Annotated in this window: 13 protein-coding genes and 1 tRNA gene; 5 read left to right on the forward strand and 9 right to left on the reverse strand. The window is 71.3% G+C overall.

The features are described from left to right. Positions 1-7 precede the first annotated feature (7 nt). Entirely contained in the window at positions 8-5,305 is a 5,298-nt protein-coding gene (locus AC3AOF_RS07570; protein ID WP_488348117.1) for an alpha-2-macroglobulin family protein, read from the reverse strand. A 229-nt stretch (positions 5,306-5,534) separates the two neighbouring features. Here AC3AOF_RS07570 and AC3AOF_RS07575 point away from each other — a divergent pair, with 229 nt between their 5' ends. Beyond that, positions 5,535-6,989, forward strand: coding sequence for a peptidoglycan-binding protein (locus AC3AOF_RS07575; protein ID WP_236991351.1), 1,455 nt, complete (start codon positions 5,535-5,537; stop codon positions 6,987-6,989). Positions 6,990-7,376: 387 nt separating this feature from the next. Beyond that, entirely contained in the window at positions 7,377-8,618 is a 1,242-nt protein-coding gene (locus tag AC3AOF_RS07580; protein ID WP_236987753.1) for an IS110 family RNA-guided transposase, read from the forward strand. On the opposite strand, the gene AC3AOF_RS07585 is transcribed toward AC3AOF_RS07580, so the two are convergent. From AC3AOF_RS07585 to AC3AOF_RS07610, 6 genes are all read right to left on the reverse strand, one after another. Next, positions 8,615-8,806 carry a hypothetical protein gene (locus AC3AOF_RS07585; protein ID WP_236991349.1) on the reverse strand — a complete coding sequence of 64 codons (192 nt, stop codon included), beginning with the start codon at positions 8,804-8,806 and terminating at the stop codon, positions 8,615-8,617. The genes AC3AOF_RS07580 and AC3AOF_RS07585 overlap by 4 nt on opposite strands. An 89-nt stretch (positions 8,807-8,895) precedes the next feature. After that, the gene (locus tag AC3AOF_RS07590; protein WP_488348118.1) at positions 8,896-9,138 is read right to left on the reverse strand and encodes a hypothetical protein; all 243 of its coding nucleotides are present in this window, start codon (positions 9,136-9,138) and stop codon (positions 8,896-8,898) included. Between the two features lie 180 nt (positions 9,139-9,318). Then, positions 9,319-9,395 (reverse strand) — tRNA-Arg (locus AC3AOF_RS07595). Between the two features lie 311 nt (positions 9,396-9,706). After that, positions 9,707-10,723 carry a PGN_0703 family putative restriction endonuclease gene (locus AC3AOF_RS07600; RefSeq protein WP_488348119.1) on the reverse strand — a complete coding sequence of 339 codons (1,017 nt, stop codon included), beginning with the start codon at positions 10,721-10,723 and terminating at the stop codon, positions 9,707-9,709. A gap of 268 nt (positions 10,724-10,991) precedes the next feature. Further along, positions 10,992-11,666: a DsbA family oxidoreductase gene (locus AC3AOF_RS07605; protein WP_488348120.1), complete on the reverse strand. Its 675-nt coding sequence runs from the start codon at positions 11,664-11,666 to the stop codon at positions 10,992-10,994. A gap of 78 nt (positions 11,667-11,744) precedes the next feature. Next, positions 11,745-12,320 carry a hypothetical protein gene (locus AC3AOF_RS07610; RefSeq protein WP_236991344.1) on the reverse strand — a complete coding sequence of 192 codons (576 nt, stop codon included), beginning with the start codon at positions 12,318-12,320 and terminating at the stop codon, positions 11,745-11,747. A gap of 324 nt (positions 12,321-12,644) precedes the next feature. Here AC3AOF_RS07610 and AC3AOF_RS07615 point away from each other — a divergent pair, with 324 nt between their 5' ends. Then, on the forward strand, positions 12,645-13,664 hold the full coding sequence (locus tag AC3AOF_RS07615) for a substrate-binding domain-containing protein (RefSeq protein ID WP_488348121.1): 1,020 nt from the start codon (positions 12,645-12,647) through the stop codon (positions 13,662-13,664). A 201-nt stretch (positions 13,665-13,865) separates the two neighbouring features. Here AC3AOF_RS07615 and AC3AOF_RS07620 read toward each other — a convergent pair whose 3' ends face one another. Then, positions 13,866-14,132: a hypothetical protein gene (locus AC3AOF_RS07620; protein WP_488348122.1), complete on the reverse strand. Its 267-nt coding sequence runs from the start codon at positions 14,130-14,132 to the stop codon at positions 13,866-13,868. Between the two features lie 741 nt (positions 14,133-14,873). On the opposite strand from AC3AOF_RS07620, the gene AC3AOF_RS07625 reads away from it, so the two are divergent. Next, positions 14,874-17,123 carry a hypothetical protein gene (locus tag AC3AOF_RS07625; protein WP_488348123.1) on the forward strand — a complete coding sequence of 750 codons (2,250 nt, stop codon included), beginning with the start codon at positions 14,874-14,876 and terminating at the stop codon, positions 17,121-17,123. Further along, positions 17,120-23,128 (forward strand): anti-phage protein ProA, encoded by a 6,009-nt coding sequence (proA, locus tag AC3AOF_RS07630; protein WP_488348124.1) that lies wholly within the window; start codon positions 17,120-17,122, stop codon positions 23,126-23,128. Before AC3AOF_RS07625 ends, proA begins: the two co-directional genes overlap by 4 nt. Before the next feature lie 734 nt (positions 23,129-23,862). Here the strand turns inward: proA and ilvA are convergent. Continuing rightward, entirely contained in the window at positions 23,863-25,425 is a 1,563-nt protein-coding gene (ilvA, locus tag AC3AOF_RS07635) for a threonine ammonia-lyase, biosynthetic (RefSeq protein WP_236991339.1), read from the reverse strand. Positions 25,426-25,513 lie beyond the last annotated feature (88 nt).

Raw genomic sequence — 25,513 nt, forward strand, 5'->3', positions numbered from 1 at the left:
CGGCCGGTCACCGCGCCGCCCCCACCTCCAGCGTTCCGAACGCCGTGCGTCCGTAACGCTCGGGCCGGTACATGTCCTCGATCGTCGCCGCCGGGTGGACGTAGCGGCCCGGCGTCACCGCCCGCACCGTGTAGGCGACGCTGAAGAAGGCCGACTGGCTCGGGTCGCGGTCATAGGCCGCCACGAAGCGGTCGTCGCGGAACTCGGTATGGGTGGGCTTCACGTCGGACTTCGCCCAGGCGAGGCCGGCGGTCGCGTCCGTGTCGAGGAGCTTCGGGTTGTCGATCTCGAGGCCGGCCGGCAGGCGGTCGACGAGGAGCAGGCGGCCGGCGCTGGCCTTGGCCTCGGTCACCTTCAGGACGACCACGAGGCGGTCGTTCTGGCGCAACGCGGCGAGGTCGGCCGGGCTGCCGTCGAGGCGGTGGTAGCTACGCTCGATCGTGTAGCCCTTCGCCGCGGCCGGTTCCGGCACAGCAGGGTTGCCGGCGATGCCGAGCGCGAGTGGCACCGGGGCGGTGCCGCCATTGGCCACCGTCACCGGCTTCGCCTCCAGGGCCGATCCCGAAAACGTGCGGTAAAGGGCGCCGGAGACCGGTGCGCCGTCGACGGCGAGGGACGGCGCATCCTTGGCCGCCTCCTTGGCGAGTTCGGCCGCCGCCAGCACCATCCAGGCCTGTTCCTGGGTGCTGGTCGGGCGCCCCGATTCCCGTTCCTCGCCCACCACATGGCCCAGCGGGCCGATCGCGTCCCGCGCCACCCCGGTCTCGGCGGCGAGCGCGATCAGCCCGGCGCCGTCGCGCAGGCGCGAGCCGTAATCGGCCCGGTAGGCGCCGCCGTCGCGCTCGGCCCGGAGTGCGGCCACGGCGGCCTCGAAGGCGGTGCGGGCGCGGGTCCGGTCGCCGAGCAGGGCGAGCGCCGCGGCGATCTGGCCGCGGGCGAGCGGCGTGGCGAAGGCGGCGAGCTTGGTATCGGCGAGGTAGCGCAGGTCGCCCATCACCGGCCGGCCGTTGCGGGCGAGCACATAGGCCGCGTAGGCGAGGTCGAGGCCGCCATCGGTGACCTCGTTGGCATTCGCCACGCTGTTGCGGAGCCGGTCGAGGGCGAGCGCCATCGCGGTCGGTGGCACGGCGAAGCCGCGCTCGCGCGCCCGGGTCAGGAAGTCGGTGGCGTAGGCCGTGAGCCACAGATCCTCGGCCTGGCCCGCCGACCACAGCCCGAAGGCGCCGCTCGAATCCTGGCGCGACAGCACCCGGTCGATGGCCCCCTTCACCCGCTCGTCGGCGGTGCCGTCGAGGCCGAGCTGGGCGAGCGCCGCCAGGCGGTTGACCGAGAGGAGCGGCAGGGCCCGGCTCACCACCTGCTCGGTGCAGCCATACGGATAGCGGTCGAGGGCCTGGAGCAGGGCCGGCACGTCGATGCCACCGAGCGGCGAGGCGGCGAGCGTCACCGAGCCGGTACCGGGGATCACCTCGGTGAGGAGGTCGCTCGACAGGGTTAGGCTCGCGCCGGGCTCCAGCTTGCGCACCTCGCGGCGCAGGAGCGCCCCGGTGCCGGGCTGGATCCGTAACGAAAAACTCTGGCCGGCGGGTTCGGTCAGCCCCGGGCCGGTCAGCCGCAGGTCGATGCGGGCCAACCCCGGACCGGCAGCGGTGAGCGGGATCTCGACCGCGCCGCGCCCGCCCGGCTCCAGGCGTAACGTACGGCTCAGCGCGCCGGCCGGCACCACCACCGGCCCGGAGAGATCGACATCCACCGCGTAGTCGCCGGCCTGTCCCTCGACATTGTCGAGGGCGACGTGCAGGCGCGAGCGGTCGCCGATCGCGAGGAAGCGCGGCAGGGTGCCGCTCGCCACCACCGCGTCGCGGATCACCACGTCGGCCGACGCCGCGCCGACCCGGGCCGCGCTCCAGGCCGTCACCATCACCCGGGCGGTGCCGTTGAAGGCGGGAATCGGGAAAGCCACCTCGGCCCGGCCGTCCGGTCCGACCGTGACGACGCCCGAATAGCGCGCCAGCGGCTCCTGCGCCGGCGGGGAGCCCTCCAGCTCCGCCCCGCCGGTATCGCCGCCCGAGCGGATGGCGCCGAGCGTGCCCTGCATCCCGTCGATCAGGTATCCGTAGAGGTCGCGGATCTCGGTCGAGAGCGCTTTCTGGCCGAAGAAGAACCCGAACGGATCCGGGTTGGCGTAGCGGGTGAGATTGAGGATGCCGACATCGACCGCCGCCACGGTCACCCGCGCCTCCTCGCCGGCTTTCAGCCCGGCCAGACGGATCGGCAGGCGCAGATCGCCCCGGGGCCGGATCTTGGCGGGGGCCTCCACGGTGACGCCGAGGGTACGGGCGTCGCGGTCGATCCCGAACCAGGCGAGCCCCATCGCCCGGCCGGGCAGGCGCTTGGCCGCCTGATCGAGGGGCCGGTAGGCGGTGGCGACGAGGTAGGCGCCCGCGCCCCAATCGGGCTTGACCGGGATCTCGACGGTGGCGCCGGAGGCCGGCAGGTCGAGGGTGCGGATTTCATGCACCTTGTCGCTCACCACCGCGATCGTCGCAGTCCCGGCGAAGCGCGGCCGCAGTTGCGCCTTCAGGGTGGTGCCCGAGGCATAGGCTTCGCGATCGAGGGTGAGGTCGAGGAGGTCGGGGGCGTCGGCGGTCTCGGATCCGCTCCAGCCGACGTTGAACGACAGGCTCGCCGCCTCGAGGCCGGGGCCGCGCACCTCCAGGCGGTACTGGCCGAGATCGACCGGCATCGCGACCTTCGCCGGCGCGCCGGGTTCGAGGGTCACGCGGCCGTTGGCGACCTTGGCGGTGGTCTTGACCGGCTCGTAGGACCAGCGCCCATCGGCCCGGTACCATTGGTAGCGCCGGTCGACCCGCAGCAGGGTCCAGGTCGCCTCACCCGAGAGCCGCGTGCCGTCGGGCCGGGCGGCGGCGACCTCGAACGTCGCGGTCGCCCCCTCGCGCAATTCGCCGAAGGTCTTTCGGATCCCGATCACCGGGCCGGCGGGCAGGATCGGCAGGGTCAGGCTGCGCTGCACCGCCCGGCCGCCGGGCTCGCCGACCTGGAGCGAGACCTTCGCCTCGAACGGCCGCGGCCCGCTCGATGCCGGCACCGGCGCCCGCACCGTGGCGCGGCCTTGCGCGTCGGTGGTGACGGGGGCGTCCAGCTCCGCCGTCACCGGCTCGACGCGCTCGTCGTCGAGGCCGGTCGAGAACTCCTCGAAGTTCTTGATGCCGCTGCGGGCGGCCGGCTGCACCACGACCGAGCCGCCGACGCTCAGGCCGGCGCCCGGAGCGCCGTAGAGGTAGCGCGCCGAAACCGCGACCGTCGCGGGCTCCCCCGGCCTCAAGGCGGCCTCGGCCGGCGTCAGCGTCACCTCGATGCGCTCAGGCACGTAATCCTCGACCAGGAACGTCGCCTCGCCGACCGGCGGCGCCTTCGGGTCGGTATAGGCGGCGACCCGCCAGGTGCCGGCTTGCGCGCCCGGCAGCAGCGGCAGGGAGAAGGCCCGGCCGCCCAAGCCCGCATCCGCCACCTGCGCCCGGCGATACTCGACCCCGTCCGGGCGCCTGGCCACCAGGGTCAGGGGCAGGGCCGGGATCGCCGCGCCCCTGGCGTCGCGCAGGAGCGCGGTCAACTGCACCGTCTCGCCGGAGCGGTAGACCCCGCGCTCGGGAAACAGGTAGGCCTCCGCAGCACCCGGCGCCGGCCGGCCCTTCACGCCGCGATCGGCGAGGTCGAAGGCGCTCAAGGACAGGTCGAGGAAGCCGTAATCGTCGCCGAGGCGGGCCACGACGAGGCTCGGGGCCGCCCCGCCCTCGCCGCGGGCGAGACCCGGATCGAAGGCGGCGTGGCCCTGGCCGTCGGTGTTCCTCGTCGCCAGCACCTCGTTGCTGCGGGCGACGAGGCGGACCTCCGCTCCCTTGAGCACGGCGGCCGAGGCGAGGGAGCGGGCGAGCACGTGGATCCCGTCCCGGCCCTTGAAGGCGGTGAGCCCGAGGTCGGAGACCACGAACCACTGCGTCGCCTCGCTCTCGTAGCCGCCTTCCTCGTCGGCCAGCGCGGCGGTGCCGTTCGGACGCGCCGTCATCACGTAGAGCCCGGGCTCGACCTTTCCGACCGCCTGGAGCACCGGGAAGGCGGTCACGGCCTCGCGGTTGGTCTCGGCCGGCGCCGTGTCGAGGGTGCCCTTCCAGACCTGCACGCCGCGCTCGCGGGCGATGGTGCGCAGGCCGCTGCCCGAGAGCTGCGACAGGAACTCGTCGGAGCGCAGGGCCGGCAGCAGCCCGCGATCGCCGATGCGCACCACCTCGACGTCGAGCTTGGGCGCATTCACCGAGACCAGCGGCACCCCGGCCTGGCCGGTGCGGGGCAGGACGTAGTTGCGCCCGGTGAAGCGCACCTGCGGGCTGCGGTCGCGGACGTAGATCTCGTAATCGGCGGCCTTGCGGAGGGACTCGCCCACGGTCGAGGGCAGGCCCTGGCGCAGGACCACGCCGTAGCGCTCGCCGTGGCGCAACCCGTCGACGCAGACCTGTTGGCCCTGCGCCGTCACGGCGGTGTCGGAGGCGCCCGAGACGGCGACGAAGGGCGCGACATCCGCCTTGGGGTCGATCGTCTCCGAGAGGGTGAAGCAGGCCCGCGGGGCGGCGGCGTCGGAATCGACCTTGTAGTCGAGCACCCGGAAGCCGTGCGCGTCGCGTAAACCTTCGTAGGTCTTGGCGGTCTCCGGGTCGCCCGCCAGCGCCAGGCTCGCCGCGTAGGCCTCCAATGCCGGGCGCCAGCTCTCCTGCTTGGCCAGGACCGCGCCGAGGAGCGCCAATGCCCGGGCCTCATCCGCCGGGGCAACCGCCCGCTGATAGGCCAGGTAGGCGCCGGCCCGGGCCTCGGCCTTCAGCTTCTGGTTGGTGTCGTAGTCGTCGTTCTCGGCGTCGCCCGCGGTTTCCGCCAGGGCGTACCAGTTGCGCCAATCCGTCGGCTCCGCGGTCGCCGCGCGGCGATAGGCGGCGAGCGCCCCGTCGGTCTCGTCCTTGGCCTTGAGGGTGTCGGCCTCCCGGCGCCACTGCGCGGCGGATTTTCCGCCCGCGCCGCCTTCCTCCCTCACCCGCGCCTCGAGCCGCACCGCCTCGCTGGCGAGGGTCTGCCGCACGAAGGTCTTGGGGTGGGGCGCCGGCTGCATCAGGGCGGCGCGGCGGGGGGCCGGGTTCGGGGACGGCTGGGCCTCGGCACCCGGAAGCCCTGTCAGGATTCCGGCCAGGATTCCGGCCGAGCCGATGGCGACGCGACCGACCGTTGAGATGAGCGACATGTCCGGCCTCGCAGCGATTCCCCGCGCGGGCGGAGCCTAAGCAGCGCCCGTTCGCGGTGCAATCCGATGTCGACCCGGAGCGATCGATTTCCCGCCGGTCCCGGCCGATCCGGGCTCCACTTCGTCACGGCAGCTTTTCGACCGACGTCACGGCCGTCAAGACGCGGAACGGGCCTGGAAGTCCGGCCTCGCCTCTGCCAAGGTCCGGCGCCCGTCTTCGGAGTGACCGATGCCGCGACCCGCCCGCCTGATCGCCGCCGGCCTGCTGCCGCTCCTCGCCTGCGGCGGCCTCGCATCGGCGGCCGTGGCGCAAAGCCCCGGCCCCGCTGCCCCTGCCGCGAAGGCGCCCGCGCCCCGTCCTGCCGGCCCGGCCACGCCCGATCCCGCCTTCGAGGCCGCCCGCGCCGCCTTCGAGGCCCGGCCCGAGGCGGAGCGCCGGGCGGTGCAGGACGCCCTGGTCTGGGCCGGCAGCTACAACAGCGTCGTCACCGGCGCCTTCGGCCGGCGCACCTACGAGGCGATCGGGGCCTGGCAGACGAAGTCCGGCACCCCCGCGACCGGCATCCTGGACGAGCCCGCCCGCGCCGCCCTGCTGGCCGCCGGCGAGGCGGCGCGCCGGGCGGCCCGGTTCACCGTGGCGGCGGATCCCGCCACCGGCCTCGTCATCGGGGTGCCGGAGCGGTGGCTGTCGAAGCGCGCCCGCGTGCCCGGCGGTACCCGCTGGCAGAGCCCCGACGGGCGGATCACCCTCGACACCAAGGCCGCCGCCGCCGGCGAGACCGACCTCGATGCCCTGTTCGCGCAGAGCACCCTGGTCACGCCCGAGCGCAAGGTGACCTATTCCCTCAAGCGGCCGGATTTCACGGTCGTCACCGGCGAGACCCCGGCGGGCAAGTTCTACATCCGCCACGCCGCCGGCCCCGCGGGAATCCGCGGCTTCACCCTCTCCTACGACAAGGCCTCGGCCCGGGAGATGGACCGGCTGGTGATCGCCATCGCCAACAGCTTCGTGCCCTTCCCGGGCGACACGCCGCCGGCGCCGCCGCGCCCGGCCGCAACGGCGGCAGGACCGACCGCACCGGCGACCGGTCCGACGACCGGTCCGACGACCGCACCGGCGACCGGACAAGCGGCCGCCACCGGCCTCGTCGTCGGCCCCCGCCGGATCGTCGCGGTGCTGCCCGGCTCCTGCCCGGGTCCCCGGATCGCCGAAGAGCCGGCCCGGCTGCTGCGGCGCGACGAGGCGAGCGGCCTCGCGCTCCTCGACGGCGCCGCCCCGGCCGGATCGTCCCCCGCTCTCACGCCCGCCCTTGCCCCCGCTCCTGCCGCCCCGGGCGAGGCTGCGATCGTGCTCGCCGCGGGCGCGGAGGGCGCGACCGTGACCACCGGCGAGGTCGCGGCCTCCGGCCTCCTCGCCCCGCTCCAGCCCGGCGCCGCCGGCGCCCCGGTGCTCGACCGCTCCGGCCGTCTCGTCGGCCTCGTCGCCCGCCTACCGGCCCAGCCCCGCCTCGTCGCCGGGGTGCTGCCGCCGCTCACCCACCCGCTCGTGGATCTCGCGGCACTCAGGACCGTCCTCGGCCCGGACGCTCCCAAGGCGTCCGGTCCCGCTACCCCGCCGCTCACCGCCGGCGCGATCGCCGGGCGCTTCGCCGGGGCGGTGGTGGCGGTGCGGTGCGGGGGTTGAGCGGGAACAGCGACATCCGTCGGCCGTGGACTGGGCGGGTTTCATACGATTTCCGACTGATCGCTTCGCGATGCGGAAATCGGCTTCGCTCACGCGCCGCGCGGGCTGGTGATACGAAATCCGGAAGTGATCTTCCGGATTTCGTATCAGTTCGTCACCGGCTTCGCGGTCCCTTGCGGATGAAACATATGGCAGAGTGGACTTGCCGTCGGCGGAGAGATCGGTTCGTCTTTGGTGTGCCAGACCCCGCGTATCAGTTGGATCCGGGCTCCTCTTCAGTCCCCTCGCTTGCGTCACGGGCCGGTCCTCGGGCCAGCCCCGGAGCGCGTCATTTAGATTTGATCTCACGGGAGCCTGCGCCGGCGGCCTGACGGCAAGGAGATCGTGATGGAGGTCCTCTACCCCCGCTGCGCCGCCCTCGATGTTCACAAGGACACCGTCGTCGCAGCCATCCGTCTGGCCGAGAGCAGCGAGGTTCAGCGTGAGGTGCGTACGTTTGCCACCACCACGCCCGCTCTGCTCGACCTCTCCGCCTGGCTCGACGAGCACGCCTGCACCCATGTCGCCATGGAGGCGACCGGCATCTACTGGCGCCCGGTCTGGCAGGTCCTCGACGCCGACAGCCGCACCCTGATCCTGGCCAATGCCGCCCATGTCAAGAACGTGCCCGGCCGCAAGACCGACGTCGCCGACGCGGTCTGGCTCTCCGACCTGCTCGCCCACGGCCTGATCCGCGCCAGCTTCGTGCCCGAGGCCCAGACCCAGGCGATGCGCGACCTGCTGCGCACCCGCAAGCAACTGGTCCGCGAGCAGGCCAGCCACGTCCAGCGCATCCAGAAGACCCTCGAGGAGGCCAACCTCAAGCTCGCCTCGGTGCTCACCGATATCATGGGCCAGTCCGGTCGCGCCGTGCTCGACGCGCTGGTCAAGGGCGAGCGCGATCCAGCCGGGCTGCAGGCGCTGGTCAGCCCGCGGGTGAAGGCGGCGCCCGAGGCGATCCGGGCCGCGCTCACGGGCCGGATCGGGGATCACCACCGTTTCCTGCTCGGTGTGCATCTACGCCAGTACGACGGGTTGGGGCGAGCGATCGCGGAGATCGACGCGCAGGTGGAGCGCGACCTCGGCCCTTTCCGGGAAGCGGTGAAGCTGCTGGTGACGATCCCGGGCATCAGTGACCTCACCGCGCAGGTGATCCTCTCCGAGATCGGCCCCGACATGAGCCGCTTCCCGACCGCCGGCCATCTGATCTCCTGGGCCGGGCTGTGCCCGAGGAACGACGAGAGCGCGGGCAAGCGGCGCTCGACGCGGCTGCGCAAGGGCGCGCCCTGGCTCAAGACGGCCTTGGTGCAGGCCGCCTGGGCCGGAGTGCGCAAGAAGGCGAGCTACATCAGGGCGCAGTTCCAGCGCTTGCGCGGCCGGCGCGGCCCCAAGAAGGCGATCTGCGCGGTCGCCGCTTCGATGTTGACCGCGATCTATCACATGCTCAAGGCCGGCACGGCTTACGTCGATCCCGGGCCTGATCACGGCCGCAAGGCGGCCCCGACCATCCGCGCCAAGGCGCTCGTGCGGCAGATCGAGCGCCTTGGATTTGCGTGCGAAATCAAACCCGTAGAGCCAGTTTCTATTTAGTCGTATTCTAATCCGACGGAGTGCTCGAACGCCGTGCCGGTGGACTTCTTCCCTTTCGGGTCTGCCACCGAGATGTCGCGGAAGCCGCGCCCCATCAGCTCCCGGACCTTGTCGAGCGCCTGCAAATCGGTGCCGCAGGCGAATGTCAGCGCGCGGCCGGTCGGGTCGGTTGCTGTTACCTTGTACACGCTCGGTTCCCTGTTCGGCGTTCGACCTGCGGCAGAGGGTGTGCCCGCTCGTCCGGCGCGTGTCGCCTTCGTGCGTGGCCGGCCAACCCTCAGGTCCCCGGCGTCCAGTCGATCGTGGGCTTCTGCGACAGGATGCGCTCGAAATAGTCCGCCACCGCTTGCGCGCCACTCGCGTGCATCATGGCGACCGGATGAGCGAGGTAGGCTCGCGCCAGGTCGAGCGGGATCTCGCCGGCCTGAAGCGCGGCGAGGACCGCGTCGATGAAGGCGTCGTTGGCCTCGTTGAAGTCGGACGAGAGCTTCTTGCGGTCGTTGAGCGCCTTGATCGGCATCGGGCGGATCATCCTCTCGAAGGTCTACCCGGCCGCTGGGCCGAGGCGTTCGTTCTCGGACGCGAGGCAGGGAGACTCATCCAACCACACCGGAGCAGAGCGTGGCGCTCACCGCTTCCGCAGCGATTCCGCGGCCCCGTTCGAACCAGAGCCACCAACCAGCGATGTCATCGAGAAGAGTGGCGCACCCGACACGATTCGAACGTGTGACCTTTGCCTTCGGAGGGCAACGCTCTATCCAGCTGAGCTACGGGTGCTGACCGCGAAGCCTCTGTAGCCCGGCTCAGGCCGGAGCGCAACAGGGAAAGGGACCGCCGGCCCGCGCGAAAAGGCTCCGGGCGAAAGGCTCCAGGCGGAGGGGCGGGGGCCGACGAGGCGTTCGCCGGGTGTCTCGGGGCGGAACGGTGACGCGGGCGCGGATCGCACTCCTCGATCTCGTCGTCGATCGTCTCATCGCTCCGGGCGTGAGGGAGCCGGGCCCGCTCTCCGTGGCCCCCGTCACGGGTGGAGCGCCCCGGGCCCCGGAGCAGGTCTTGCGACGACACCCGGACCACCCGGCTCGTCGGAATCATCGAGGCGCCGACCCGGAATGCGGCGGCATGACCTGAAGCACGTCATCGACGAGCGAAGGAGAAAGTGGCTCGGCGAAACGATAGCGGTCGCGCAGATAGGCCGCCCATTCGCGCGGGGTGGCCTCGGGGCTGCGCAGGAGCGGGCCGAACACGGCGTCCGTCGTGCGGCTGACGAAGGCGCCGGGGTCGCTCAGCACCGCCCCGAACGCCGCGAAGGCACTCCCCCCATGCGCCCGCAAGGCCGGCGCGGTGACCGCCTGGAGGGCGTGGTTGCCGCGGGGGGCGATGTGCAGCACGCGCACGCGGGCGGCCTGCCCCTCTCCCGCCGCCTGCATGCGCGCGGCGAGCATCTGCTGGCGCAGCAGCTGATAGAACGGCTCGTGGAAGAAGTCGGCAACGGTGAGGCCGAGATCGGCGCGAACCGGCCCGGCGGGAGCGAAGGCGAGGTCGCGGTAGCGGCGGATCCGGGTGGGGTTGCCGGCCTCCGGCAGCGGGCCGCCATAGGCCTCGGTGTATTTCCATTCGATCAGCAGGGTTTCGACCTGGCCCGCGTGGCGAAAGCGCAGGACGGCGTCGGCGCTGGTGGCGTTCGCCCCGCGCGTTCGCCCGGGGCCCTCGTTCAGATAGTCGTCCGTCCCGATCCATTCGAAGCCGACGAACCAGGGGTGACCGTCCGGGCCGTCCTCGACGGTCAGCATCTCCGGCGGCGCGATGTCGAGCGCGGCCGAGACGAGGCGCGCCAGAGCGGCGGGCCGTTCGGCCAGCGGCATGAGCCAGTTCAGACAGCAGATCTGCGAGGAGAGGCCGTGGTTCCGATGGCGGTGCCAGGTGATGCCGTGGCGGCTGAAATAGGCCGGTGCCGCGTCGCGGATCGCCGGCGCGAGGTTGAGCTGCCACCGCTCCGGCTGCAGGCGATAGGCGGCGCCGGCGAAGCCGACGGCCTCCGCGGCCACCGCCGCGAGATGAGCCGCTTGCGCGGCACGCTCGGCGATCGCGAAGCGCGGTGTCCTCATGCGTCGATCTCCCGATGCGTCGAGGCACGGCCGCTCGTCGGTGCGAGATCGTCGACCGGCCGATCCGGGCCCGGCCCGTGTCCGGCAGCCTGTCGGCCGGACCGGCTCGCGCGTGCCGGCATGGATGGATGTCGGGATCGCCCGGCATCGGGATGCGCCGGAATCCGTGCACGGCGATGCGCGGCCCGGAGAGCAGCGTCGCCAAGCGCTCCTCCCGCGGCGGCCCGACCGGCCCGGCACGGCCGCAGAACGGTGCCGGTGCGGCGGCTCAAGCGGCGCTCAGGGCAGCGAGCCACTCTTCGGTCGGCTGCGCTCCCGACACCGCCCATGTGCGGTCGACGATGAAGAACGGCACGCCCGCGACCTGCATCGCGGCGGCCTGCCGCTCCACGGCCTCGACCAGCTGCCTCAGCGGCTCGCTGCGGAGCGCATCGTCGACGAGGCCGGGATCGAGCCCGGCCGTCGCGCCGATGTCGCGCAGAACGTCGGGGGCGCCGATGTCCCGCCCCTCCTCGAAATAGGCGCGGAACAGGGCCTCCACGATCGGATCGGCCCGTCCGTGCTGCCCTGCTGCCGCGATCAGCATGTGGGCGCGCCGCGTGTTCGGCGTGCGCATCGTCGCTGCGAACGCGAAGCGGATGTCTTCCTGCCGCCCGAGTTCGATCATCTGCGCATCGAGCTGCGCGCTGCGCTCGGGCCCGAACTTGCGGGCGCGGTAGAGGGCGCGCGCCATGCCGTCGGCCGGCATGTCGGGGTTGAGCTCGAACGGCAGCCACTCGATCGTGGTGCTCTCCCGCTGCCCGAGCCGGTCGAGGGCGCGTTCGAGCCGTCGCTTGCCGACGTAGCACCACGGGCAGATCACGTCGGAGAACACGGAGATGGTCAGCGGCATGGCGCGCTCCTGATCGTCCATGGCATGGCCGATCGCGATCTCGAACGCCATGGCCGATGCCGGAGTCGTGACCGGTCCGGCGGCGAGACCGGCCCGAGCGCGAGCGGCAGCGTGCGATGCGGTGTCGGCTCAGGTCAAGGGGAGCAGGCGGACGACCCGCCGCTCCGCGGGGCCGGCCCGCTCGGCGCCCGGCTCGACCAGCCCGAGAGCCTGCGCCGCAGCGAGGGCGGCCGAGACCTTCACGTGGCTGAGGCCGGTGAGCTGCGCCGCGGCGTCGAGGTCGAGGGCCGCGATGCCCGCCTCGTCCGCGCCGGCTCTCAGGAGCAGGCCGATCTTCAGAACCGCGAGATGCGGCGCCTTGCGGCAGGTGAGGGCGTGGAGCGCGGCGATGCGCCCGCCGTCCCGGGGCCCGTGCGGGAGCACGGCGAGGTCGGCCGGAGCGTGCGGGCCGCACAGGCGGTAGGCGATCGTCCGGCCCTGCCGCTCGCCGGAGGTGGTGACGAGCCCCTGGTCGAGGAGCGCCTTCTTGCCCGAGCAGATCAGCGGGTCGGACAGGCCCGACAGGGCGGCGATCCGCTCGTAGGACAGGACGATCGGGAGCCCGGGCGCCGATCGCTCCTCCTGGCTGACGACGAGGGTGAGGTAGAGCTTGAGCGCCGCGATGGAGCGGCCGACATAGCCGGCATCGGCCCTGAAGGCGCGCAAGCCCCCCTCGTGGATCCAGCGCGTGGGCAGAAGGGAGATTCCGCCCGATCCCCGTGCCGGCGCAATCGCCACCGGGCCCGGTCGGCGCATCGGCCGGGCGGGGGACGAGGGACGGTCCGGGTGGAGGAGTTCGGGATGCATCGCACGGTCCTTCGCGTCCCGGAGGCGGCGGGCATATCGGCGGTACGATGCCGATGGACCGGCTTCAATAGGACGTGAATTGCCTATAGGGTCGCGTGGCGAGCCCGGCCGGAGCCGTCGATGTGCGCCGGCCGCGGCGGGAGGACCGATGGAGAACTCGCAAAGAGCTGGGATGAGCCCGAGATGACGAGGCCCGACGACGGCCCCTTTTCGGTCGAGCTCGAACTCGGCGGCCACCTGCGGATCGGCGGGGCGCGGCTTGCCGTCGCCGATACCCTGGCGCTGCTGCGGGCCGTCGCCCGGACACGCTCGGTGCAGGGGGCGGCGGCCGCGCTCGGCCTGTCCTACCGCGCCGCGTGGGAGCGCGTGCGCACCCTCGAGGCGGCGGCGGGCCGGCCGCTGGTTCGCAAGACCCGCGGGCACGGCACCACGCTGACCGAGACCGGGGCCGCCCTGCACGACGCCCTGTCGGGCGCGGCGGACGGCCTCGCCCTGCCGCTCGCCCGGGAGGCGCGGGTGATACGGGCGCGCCTCGCCGGGCCGCTCGCCGCGCCCCATCGCCTCGCCGTGGCCGTGAGCCACGATCCCCTGCTGATGGAGGTGCTGGCGGAGTGGGGCGGGGCCGAGGTCGCCGTGACCGGCAGCCGCGACGCGGTGATGCGCCTCATCGACGGGCGCGCCGACGCGGCGGGCTTCCATTGCGGGGCGATCGAGCCCGAGGCGGCCGGCCCGCCCTTCTGCGACCTCGTCGCCGATCCGGCCTTCCGCGTACGCCCGCTCTTCGCCCGCGAGCAGGGGCTGCTGGTCGCCGCCGGCAACCCGCTCGGACTCGGCACGCCGGCGGACCTGCGCGCCACGAAGGCGCGCTTCGTCAACCGCCAGAAGGGCTCCGGCACCCGGGCCTGGTTCGACCGGCTGCTCGCCGAGGCCGGAATTCGTCCCGATGAGATCGTCGGCTACGGACTGGAGGAATTCACCCACCAGGCGGTGGCGGCGGTGATCGCCTCCGGCGCCGCCGATGCGGCCCTGGGCGCCCGGGCCGCGGCGGAACGGTTCGGCCTCAGCTTCGTATCGGTCGGCTGGGAGGTCTACCGCCTCGCCGTCGGTGCGGCGCTGCCGGGGGAGGCGCTCGACCGGCTCGAGGCGATGCTGGCGGCGCGCCTCGGGTCCGCTCCCGGCTACCGGCCCCCGTCCGCAGCCTGAGCGGGGATCCGCCGAAGGAGGGAGGCGGCGCGTCCCGTTGCCGGTGCGACCGGTCGGGCCGCCCCGTCGATCGCGCGGCGGCAAAAACCGTCGCGGTCATACGATTTCCGACTGATCGCTTCGCGATGCGGAAATCGGCTTCGCTCACGCGCCGCGCGGGCTGGTGATACGAAATCCGGAAGTGATCTTCCGGATTGCGTATCAGTCCGGCTTCCCGGATTGCTCGTCATGGTGCCGCACGAGGTCGCGCAGCGCCCGCGACGGGGGGCCATAGCTGACGACGGCCACGTCGAGGTCGTGGTGACGGGCCCGCTGCAAAGCCGGCGTCATGGCTGGATCGATCCAGCCGTCGGCGTTGCCGAAGGCGCCCCCGCCGAGCCGCGTGAGCAGCACGCGGTTCGAGGCGCCGCGCGCCGCGTTCAGGAGTCCGGCCAGCAGCGTGCCCGCGTAGACGACCGGCGACGCCATCCTCCGGGGTGATGTGGGGCCCCACCATCTCCAGCATGTCGAACTGCGAGGCGACCTGGACCAGGGCGCCCCGGTTCTCAGGGAGACGGTGCATGGCCCGCACGTCGCCCTCGACGATGCTCAACCGCAGGCGGCCCGGTCGTCTGGCGCTCCTGGCCGCGATGCGCAATCCGGCGAGGGAGGGCAGGGTCAGCGTCCCGACCGCGAAGCGCTCGCCGGTCTCCCGGTTCACGAGGCGGCCGTCGACCACGCGCAGCCGCGCCTGCGTCTCTCCGTACCCTGCTTCCCGGAACCCGGTCAGCCGCTCGAACCGATCCATCGCGCGCGTCCCTCGGCTGGCCCGGCATCATCGCGAGACGGCTCCGGTTTGGCGAGGGTCCGAAGTCGGCGGTGGCGTGTGACCCAGGGCGCCTTGCCCTCTGCATGCAGCTGGAACTCTCGATCGACGACGCTCCGGACTTCCATCGTTCATGTTCCCGTGATCATTCGTAATGATAATTATAAAATGGTTGATGGCGGCGGCACCTTTGAAAACATAATTCCAATTTGTGTTTTAAATCTTGATATGTCAAATTTTTGTTTCGATGCTGCGAGATTGGCGGCCCGAAAAATATTGCGTTGCGCGCGGCATTCATCGCCTTGAACGGGAGGCGAAAACCGGCGACACAGATCGCAAGGCTTGCGCAGGGTGTCACGATGGGCTGGGGTGGACGGCGCGGTGTTCTGTCGATTGCGGCTTTCATGGCTTCGATCGGTCCAATCGTCGCGCAGGTTACGCCCCTCGACATCTTCGGAGGTCTGCTCGGTGCGGCCCAGATCCAGTCGGCGCGCGAGACCTGGGCCCGGCTCTCGGCCCTCGACCGGTTCTGCGTCGATCGCGCGCTCGCACGGCGTAACACCACCATCGAAGGCCTGATCCAGAGCGGCATCGGCCCCGACGACGGACGGCTCGGCAGCATCTTCGGAGAGTGCCGGCGCTTCACCGAACCGAATCTCCGGCGCAATGTCGGCTGCACGACGACGGACGAGCACGGTTGGTCCGTCGCGACCACCTGCAACCAAACCTTCGCCACGCGCGACGGCAACAATCAAGTCCATCCCGTCGAACCCCGGGAGGCGATCGAACTCCACTTCTCGGGCACGCGGATCGTCGTCGCCGAGGTCGAGACCGGCGAGGCGCGCGAAACGCGGCAGGCCCGGGCGGAAGCGCAAGGGCGGGCCGAGCAACTCCAGGTGCTCAAGACCAACCTCGCCCCGTATCAGCGCGACGCATCCCCGGTCGTGCGTGCCGAGGCCGCGCGGATCCAGGGCCGGATCGAGCAGCAGCTCGCGGCCCGCACCGGGCCCTCCGCGCCCGACACGGAGACGATCGACCGCGAGGTCGGCGGGCTCGGCCCCTTGTCGCAGGCCGAGGCCGTGCGCTTGTCCGCCCTCGATCGGATGAGCAGCCTGCGAGCGCAGGCCGAGGCGCGCACCCGGAGCGATGCTCCCGAGGGGCTGAAGGGCGGCATCCCGCAGGATCTCCAGACTTTCCTGTCGGGGTTCGTCGCCGACGTGACCGGGATCGTGCCGGAGACCAGCGACGAGCGCCTGAAGGAACTCACTGAGGCCTATGCGGGCAAGCGGGCCCGGATCGATGCGGCCGCGCGGCTCGCCCGGGCGGTGACGGGAAAGAGCCGGTTCCTGCTCGAGGGCGGTCGCGGCGACCTGATCATGCTCACCAACGACAGTGGCAAGGCCCCGTCCGTCGTGCGCAACCTGCGCGGCGAACTGGTCTTCGAGGACGGCCGGGCCGCCGCCTGCCTGTACCACGCACCTTTGTCGGACGTGTTCCTGAACCGGCAGATCCGCGACCGGAGTGCCGAGCTCGGGGCCAAGCTCGACCTGCCGCTTCAGGCCTGTGGGCCGAACGACCTCGCCAAGCAGGACCTGATCTTCGCCGAGCGCGAGCGCCTGCTGCGCGAGCCCGTCGACCGGGTGATCACCCTGGTCGAGGCCGTCAACGGCAACCTGTTCGCCCGGCTTGCCGTCGTCGATGCGGCGGCCCTCGCCGCCGTGCGGCAGGCGGACGCCGCGAAGGCCAACGAGGTCGAAGCGCTGGTGCGCGACCGCAAGGGTGACGGCTTCGGCGTCGTCGTGGTGCCGAATCCGTCGAGCGTGCTGTGCCGGGTCGTGCCCGACAAGGCCGAGGCGCATGCGGCCATCCTCACCCGCCTGTCGGATCGGATCGGCGACGAGCTGCCGGGTCGTCCGGTCGTCGCAGCCACCTCGGCGGACGGAGCCTTCATCGCGGTCAAGCGGGCCGAGTGCGGCGCGGTCTATGCCGCGGCGGCCGATCTTGCGGCGATCACCGAGGCGATGACCCGGGACGGCCTGTCCCACCGCTTCCTGCCGCTCTGGATCGCGCCGTCCGAGGTCGCCCAGGCGCAGACCGAGATCGACGAGGGCAAGACGCGCAGCGCCGAGGAGCAGTTCAAGCGCCAGCGCGAGCTGGACGACCGGCGCAGGCTCGACCGCGAGAAGGAGAAGGACGAGAGCGCCCGCCGCGAGACCCGGGAGAGGGCGTTGCGCGCCCAGTACGGCGAACGGGCGCGGTTCTTCGAGCAGGCTCTCGGCGAGGAGGCACGCGGTTTCGCGACCGGGACGCAACCCGACGCCTTCCTCTCGCGCTATCAGCGGCTCGCGCGGCACTATCAGGCGCAAGCCGAGGATCGCTGGGAGTTCATGTCGAGCGAGACGACTATCCTCGATTACGGCACCGCCCTCTACAAGGATCGCCCCCTGGAGACCGCGCTGGCGACCACGCGGATCAGGATGCGCAACCGCATCAAGGGCGAGTACCAGGACGTCTGCTACGTCACCGGCTACGTCAACGATGCCGAGTTCGGCGTCACGCGGGATCCGTTCGGTGAGCCCTGCGACGAGGTCGGCCCCAAGCTTGCCCGCTACAAGCTCGGCGAGCGCTTCTCCAGCCGGTGGATCGCGCCGTGAGCATCGAGACGATCGAACCCGTCGCGGACATCGAGACCGAGGCCACCGTGCGGATCGGCTGCACCGCCACGGAGCACGTCAGCCTCGCCTATCACGAGAACGCCATCCCGGTGATCCGGGAGATCGTCGTCGCCAACCCCTCCGATCGGGACATCGTCGACCTGCTGATCCGGGTCGAAAGCCGACCGGCCTTCGTGCAGCCGCTGACCCTGCGCATCGACCGGATTCCGGCCGGCGCGAACCATCACATCGAGGCTCCCGATCTCCGTCTCGATGCCGCTTTGCTCGCCGGCTTCACCGAGGCGAGCCGCCTGGAGCTGACCACGATCCTCGAAGGGGCGGGGAGCGCGCTGGCCCGGGACGTGGCGGAGATCCGTCTCCTGCCGCCCTCTCATTGGGGTGGGGGCGTCAGCGCGCCGGAACTGCTCGCCGCCTTCGTGCGGCCCAACGATCCGGCCGTCGACATCGTCCTGCGCGATGCCGCGACGAAGCTCGGCGAGGCGGGCCGCGAGACCGGGCTGAACGGCTATGCGACGGGCAGGAAGGCCCGCGCCTGGGAGCTCGCCGCGGCGATCTGGGCGGCGCTCGCCGACCGGAGCATCGCCTATGTCCTGCCGCCGGCGAGCTTCGAGCGGGCCGGTCAGAAGGTGCGCGGTCCGAGCGAGGTGCTGGAGCGGCGGGTCGGCACCTGCCTCGACCTCTCGCTCCTCTACGCCGCCTGCCTGGAACAGGCGGGGCTCAACCCGGTCCTGGTGCTGACGGAGGGCCACGCCTTCGTCGGCCTGTGGCTGCAGGACGAGGATTTCTCCTCGGCCGCCGTCGACGACAGGCAGCTCCTGCGCAAGCGCCGGGATCTACAGGACCTGATCCTCGTCGAGACGACGCTCCTGACCCATACCCCGCCGGCGGGATTTCAGGCGGCGACGGCCCGGGGCGGCGCACAGGTCGAGGATGATGCCCCGGCCGCGCTCGAGGTCGCGATCGATGTCCGCCGCTGCCGCCGGCGCGGCATCCGCCCGATGGATCTCGGGGAGGGAAGGCCGGGCGGCATCGCTCCCGTGCCGACGGCTCCGATCAACCAGCCGATCGCCCCGCCGCCGTCGCTCGGCGACGACGCGCCGCGGCCGCCCGTCGACGAGGCCCCCGAAACCCCGGTCGGTCGCCTGGAGCGCTGGAAGCGCAAGCTCCTCGACCTTACGCTGCGCAACAAGCTCCTCAACTTCAAGCCGGGGACGGGGTCGGTCGCCCTCGAATGCGTCTCCCCCGGAGCCCTGGAGGACGGGCTGGCGGCGGGGCACGAGTTCCGGTTGAAGCCCGTCTCCGACGTGCTCACCGGGTCCGACGAACGCAGCGCCGACCTCTACGCGAGGCGGCATCAGGACGACGGCCGTCGCAGCTACCTCGAAGCGGCGCTCGCCCGGCGGGAGATCTACACCACCGCGACGGAGGCCGATCTCGATCGCCGCCTGCTCGATCTCTACCGGCTCGCCCGCAACGGCTTCGAGGAGGGCGGGGCCAACATCCTCTACCTGGCGATCGGCTTCCTGTCCTGGACCCGCAAGGAGGGCGAGGCCGCCTATCGCGCGCCCCTGCTGCTGGTCCCGGTCGCGCTGAAGCGCTCCAGCGTGCGCGCGGGCTTCCGCCTGGCGCTGCACGACGACGAGGTGCGGATCAACCCGACCCTGCTCGAGATGCTGCGCGAGGATTTCCGGTTGCGGATGCCGGAACTCGAGGGCGAACTGCCGCGGGACGCCTCCGGCATCGACGTCGACGGCATCATGCGGATCGTGCGCGGGCATGTCCGCGACCTGCGCGGCTGGGAGGTGGTGCCGGACGTCGTGCTGTCGGCCTTCTCCTTCACCAAGTACCTGATGTGGAAGGACCTGGTTGACCGGGCCGAGCTCCTGAAGCGCAACCCGGTCGTGCGTCACCTGATCGAGACGCCGAAGCACTCCTATGGCGACGGCTCGCCCTTCCCCGAGCCGGCCAGCCTCGACCGGGACCATCCGCCCGAGACCGTGTTCGCGCCGCTCTCGGCCGATTCCTCCCAGCTCTCCGCGGTGCTGGCGGCGGCGAAAGGAAAGGACTTCGTGCTGTTCGGGCCGCCCGGCACCGGCAAGAGCCAGACGATCGGCAACATGATCGCCCAGTGCCTCGCACAGGGGCGCACGGTGCTGTTCGTGTCGCAGAAGACGGCCGCGCTCGAAGTCGTGCAGCGCCGCCTGCAGGAGATCGGACTGGGCGATTACTGCCTGGAAGTGCACTCGACCAAGGCGCAGAAATCGGCGGTGCTCAACCAGCTGCGCAGGGCCTGGCACGAGCGGACGACGCCCTCGCAGGGGGCCTGGGACGAGGCCACGCGCGAGCTCGGAGCGCTGCGCGAGGAACTCAACGGCCTCGTGAGCGCGCTCCACCGGCGGCGCGAGAACGGTCTCTCGGCCTACGAGGCCTTCGGCCGCGTGATCGTGGCCGGCGGCGGCGATGCCGGGCTCCGGCTCGCCTGGCCGGACCATCGCGCCCATGACCCGCAGACGCTGGCGGCCTTGCGCGCGGGTTGCCGCGAGCTGCGTCCGGTCCTCGCCGCGGTGGGCTCGCTCGCCGACCATCCGCTTCAGGGCGTCGAGGCCACGCAATGGTCGCCGGTCTGGCGCGACGACATGAGCGCCGCGATCGAGGCCGTCGAGAGCACGCTCATGGCCTTACGCGCCAGCGGACAGGCCTTCGCCGGGGCGATCGGCCTGCAATCCCTGCTCGCGACCTACACCGGCACGCGCGGGCTCGCGGTTCTCGGCAACTTCCTGGTCCGGCCCGAAGCGCGATGCGGGGCGGCCTTCCTGGCCGACGGCACGGGCGACCTGCATCGGGCTCTCGCGGCGCGCGAGCACTTCCAGGGAACGCTGGACGCGCTGCTCGGCCGCCTCTCGGGCCGGTACCGGCCCGGCATCTTCGACCAGGATCTCGCCGGCCTCCAGGCGGAATGGGCGGCCGCGCAAGCCTCGAACTTCCTGGTGAAGGGAGGAAGGCTCAAGAAGGTCCGAACGCAGGTCCAGCCCTATGCCGAGGGGGCGCTGCCGGAGGATATCGGGCCGGATCTCGTCGGGCTCATCGAGGTCGCCCGGCACGTGAAGCTAGGCTGTCCCGGGGACGCGCTCCTCGCCCGGCTGGGGCCGCCCTGGAGCGATCCGAACATGCCGGCCTCCGAGTTTCAGGCTGCCATCGCCTGGGCCGAGAAGGTCGAGCGTCTCCTCGACATCCTCGGTCCCCCCTCGCTCGGCATCGAGGGCTTACGCGATCACCTGGTCCAGCTCGTCGAACGCCAGGCCCGGGCCCTGGGCGAGGGCGGTCGTATCGCGCAGGCCTATGCGGCCTTCGAGCAGGATCGCGGGCGGGCGACCAAGGCCATGGGGGCGCTCGGCCGGCTCGCCGGGCGTGCCGATCCCGATGAGCCGCTGGCGACCGGGTCCGACTGGATCGACGCCAGCATCGCCCAGGCACGGCTTTGGGCGTCCGGGCTCGGCCGCGCGCAAGGGTGGTGCGCCTGGCAGGCGGCGGCGCAGAACGCCCGCGGCCGCGGCCTCGCTCCGCTGATCGAGGCGCTGGAAGAGGGCAGGGTCGCACCCGATCGAGCCGAGGCCGCGTTCGAGACGGCTTACGCGCGCTGGTGGATCGACCGCGTCGTCAGCCACGATCCGGTGCTGCGCCGCTTCCTGCCGGAACGCCACGAGGACACGATCGCCCGCTTCCGCGCGGTAGACGCCCGCGTCACCGAACTCTCCAAGCAGGTCGTGCGCGCGCGGCTCGGCGGCGGCATTCCCGGACCCACGGCCTTCGGGGCCGATCCGGAATGGGGCACGCTCTCGCACGAGCTGACGAAGAAGGCGCAGCACTTGGCCCTGCGCAAGCTGTTCGGCAGGATGCCGACGGCGCTGACCAAGCTCACCCCCTGCGTGATGATGAGCCCGCTCTCGATCGCCCAGTACCTGCCGCCCGACAAGGAGCCGTTCGACGTCGTCATCTTCGACGAGGCCTCGCAGATCTCGCCCTGGGACGCCGTCGGGGCGATCGCCCGGGGCCGGCAGGTCGTCATCGTCGGCGATCCCGAGCAGCTGCCGCCGACCAATGTCGGCGACCGCGGCGTCGACGACATCGAGGACGGCAGCGACGTCACCGACCAAGAGTCCATCCTCGACGAGTGCCTGGCGGCCAACATCCCGCGGCGCAACCTCGACTGGCACTACCGCAGCCGCCACGAGAGCCTGATCGCCTTCTCGAATGCCCGCTACTACGGCGGACGGCTCGTCACCTTCCCGTCGCCGGTGACCGACGACCGCGCGGTGCGGCTCTCCTTCGTGCCGGGCGGCGTCTACGAGCGCGGCGGGGCCCGCGTGAACCGGCCCGAGGCCCGGGCGATCGTCGCCGAGATCGTGCGCCGCCTGCGCGATCCGGGCTTCGCGCAGGAGCGCCGCTCGCTCGGCATCGTCACCTTCAACGGCGAGCAGCAGCGCCTGATCGAGAACCTGCTCGACGCGCAGCGGCGGTCGTACCCGGAACTCGAGCCGTTCTTCGACAAGGACCGCTGGCACGAGCCGGTCTTCGTGAAGAACCTGGAGAATGTGCAGGGCGACGAGCGCGACGCGATCCTGTTTTCCGTGGCCGTCGGGCCGGACCAGGCGGGCCGGCCGGTCAGCACCGTCTCCTCCCTCAACAAGGACGGCGGGTACCGCCGCCTGAACGTCGCGATCACCCGCGCCCGCCGCGAGCTCGTCGTCTTCGCCTCGCTGAAACCTGAGCAGATCGACCTCGGTCGGACCCGGGCGCGCGGCGTGCGCGACTTCAAGCACTTCCTCGAATTCGCCGATCGCGGGGCGCGCGCCCTCGCCGAGGCCTTCGCGCCAACTGGAGGCGACGTCGAGTCCCCGTTCGAGGCCGCCGTTCTCGCCGGCCTCGAGGCGAAGGGCTGGCGCGCGCGCACCCAGATCGGTGTGTCGGGGTTCCGGGTCGACCTCGGAATCGTTCACCCCGACGCGCCCGGCCGCTATCTCGCCGGCGTCGAGTGCGATGGGGCGACCTATCACAGCTCCGCCACGGCCCGCGACCGCGACCGCCTGCGCGAGCACGTGCTGACCGGTCTCGGCTGGCGCATCCGCCGGGTCTGGAGCACCGAGTGGTGGATGAACGCAGATTCTGCGCTCGCCAAGCTCGACCAGCGCCTGCGCGAGGACCTGGAACAGGATCGCGCGCGCTCAGCCGCAGCTCCGGCTGAAGAAGCTCCTGAACCTGTCGACGTGGAGCTGGATGGACCCGAATCCGTGGACGACGTGTCAGCGGAAGTGGCCGCTGCAGACGTTGTGCCGGAGCCAGCCAACGATCCGCAGCCGGAACGAGATCCGGAGCTGCCACGCCTCTACGCGGACCAGGCCAGGCCCTCGACCGCCCCGACGATGGAAGCCGAGCCCCTTCATGACGAGCGGGTCTACCGGATCGCCGACTTCGTCGATCTCGGGCTGCCGGTCGAGCCGGAGCGGTTCTACGACGCCTCCTACCGCACGACCCTGGCTGCGATGGTCGCGCACGTCCTCGCGGTCGAAGCGCCCATCTACGAGGATGTCCTCGTCCGGCGTATCGCCCGCGCGCACGGGTTCAATCGTGTCGGCCCCCTGATCCGCGCAGCGGTGTCCGACCAGATCGACGCTTCGATTGCGCGAACCGACGATGATGGTCGGACGGTTCTGTGGCCATCGGGCGAGGAGCCACAGACGAGACATCCGCACCGGTCGGCTGACGCGACCGTGCGCGGCCACTTCGACACGCCGATGGCGGAACTCGTCGGGCTTGCGGGGACCCTCCGAGCCAGTGCTTCGGAAACCGAACGCATCAGATTGATGGGCCACGCACTCGGTCTATCCCGCATCGAGGCCTCGGCGCGGGAGCGCTTTGAGCGGGCGAGCGCGTTGGCGCGCACGCAAGCTTGGGCTGGCAGTTCTCACGAAGTTCCGTCCATTTAGGACGGAGGAAGAAACGGGGGACGCCGATCCAGAAATGGAGGCGTGGCTCATTTCGGTTCATGGCCCATTAGCCGTTTCCTTATACCAACGGCCCAAGATGCTGACGCATCGATTCGATCTCGGGCAGGCCCGAGATCGACGGGGCCGTTGACCCTTCTCGAATTTTCGATCCCAAGCCGGAGACTTGGCGAAAATCCGAGAACGGAACCAAAGGTCGTTTTCAACGACCGTCGGTATAAGTTGTTCACCGGCTTCGCGGTCCCTAGCGAATGAAACTGTTTCGCTATCCAGGGCGGCAAATGCTACCCTGGATAGCGAGTTTCTATTTAGTTCCACACCGTCTTTCGGCCGACCCGCCCTGGATGAAACTGGCGAGGTCATGCGGTTGTGATAGCATGGCACCGCCGTCGGCGAAGATGTCGGTTTTTCTATGGTGCAGAAGAGCCCGTTATTCAGTTGGGCCCGGGGCGCCTCGAACACCCCCACTGGAGTCATACGATTTCCGACTGATCGCTTCGCGATGCGGAAATCGGCTTCGCTCAGGCGTGTGAAGCCTACGGCTTCACCGCGTGGGCTGGTGATACGGCTTCCGGAAGGAATCTTCCGGAAGCCGTATCATATGCCGTTGGTATCATGTGCGATCGCCCTGCCCGCAGAGGGAGGGTGAACCTATGCCACTTTCTTCCCGGACGGCCCTTCATCAACGGAGGAGGAAACTGCCCCCGAACAAAGCCTTACGCCGCCGGCGCCGCAATCGCCTCTCGCGCCTTCACCTCCCGCGGCTGTCCATCGAGGAACAGCCGGTAGGCCGCATTGTCGGTCTCGTCGACATGCTCGTAGCCGAGTTCCGCCAAAGCCGCGGCGAACTGCCCGCGCTCGGCTTCCGGCACCTGGATGCCGGCGAGAACCCGGCCGTAATCGGCACCGTGGTTGCGGTAGTGGAACAACGAGATGTTCCAGGCGACGCCGAGGCTGTCGAGGAACTTCAGCAGCGCACCCGGGCGCTCCGGGAACTCGAAGCGCAACAGCCGCTCGTCGGCGAGGCCAGGCACCCGGCCGCCGACCATGTAGCGGACGTGGAGCTTCGCCACCTCGTTGTCGGTGAGGTCGACGAGGGGGTAGCCGAGGCCGCGCAGCTCCGCGATCAGGGCCTCCTTCTCGGGCCGCCCGCCGGCGAGCTGCACGCCGACGAAGATCTGCGCCTCGGCACCCGGCGCGTAGCGGTAGTTGAACTCGGTGATGGCGCGCCGGCCGATGGCCCGGATGAAGGCGCGGTAGCTGCCCGCCCGCTCGGGGATCGTGACGGCGAGCAGGGCCTCGCGGCGCTCGCCGATCTCGGCCCGCTCGGCGATGTGGCGCAGGCGGTCGAAGTTGAGGTTGGCGCCGCTGTTGATCGCCACCAGGGCGCCCGAGCCCATGCCGCCGCGGGCGGCGTATTCCTTCAGGCCCGCCACCGCCAGCGCGCCGGAGGGTTCGGACATGGCGCGGGTGTCGTCGAACACGTCCTTGACCGCGGCGCAGATCGCGTCGGTATCGACCGTGATCACCTCGTCGATGTACTGGCGGCAGAGCCGGAAGGTCTCGGCCCCGGCCTGGCGCACCGCGACGCCGTCGGCGAAGAGGCCGACCGTGTCGAGCACCACGCGGTCGTCCGCGGCGATCGCCGCCGCCATGCTGGCGGCATCCGCCGGCTCGACGCCGATCACCTTGGTCTCGGGCCGCATGAACTTGATGAAGGTGGCGACGCCTGCCGCCAGGCCGCCGCCGCCGATCGGCACGAACACCGCCTCGATCGGGTCGCCGTGCTGGCGCAGGATCTCGAGCCCGATCGTGCCCTGGCCGGCGATCACGTCCGGATCGTCGTAGGGATGGATGAAGGTCAGCCCCTGCTCGGCCTCGAGCCCCTTGGCATGGGCATAGGCCTCGTCGAAGGCGTCGCCATGCAGGACCACCTGGCCGCCGCGGGACTTCACGCCCTCGACCTTGATCGCCGGGGTGGTGCGCGGCATCACGATGACGGCGGTGACGCCGAGTTTTTTGGCGGCGAGGGCCACGCCCTGCGCGTGGTTGCCGGCCGAGGCGCAGATCACCCCGCGGGCCAGGGCCTCCGGCGCCAGGCTCGCCATCTTGTTGTAGGCGCCGCGAATCTTGAACGAGAAGACCGGCTGCAGATCCTCGCGCTTGAGCAGCACCTTGGCGCCGAGGCGCTGCGACAGGCGCGGCATCGGATCGAGCGGGCTCTCGATGGCGACGTCGTAGACGCGGGCCCCGAGGATCTTCTTGATGTAGTCGTGCACGGCTTTACGTCATGATCCGAGGGCGGGGGGCGCCCCGCCGGAGGCGCCGGAATAGCGGGTTTCGCTGCGGGATGCGAGCTTGACTGAT

The organism is Methylobacterium sp. 142-1Y (assembly GCF_057747795.1).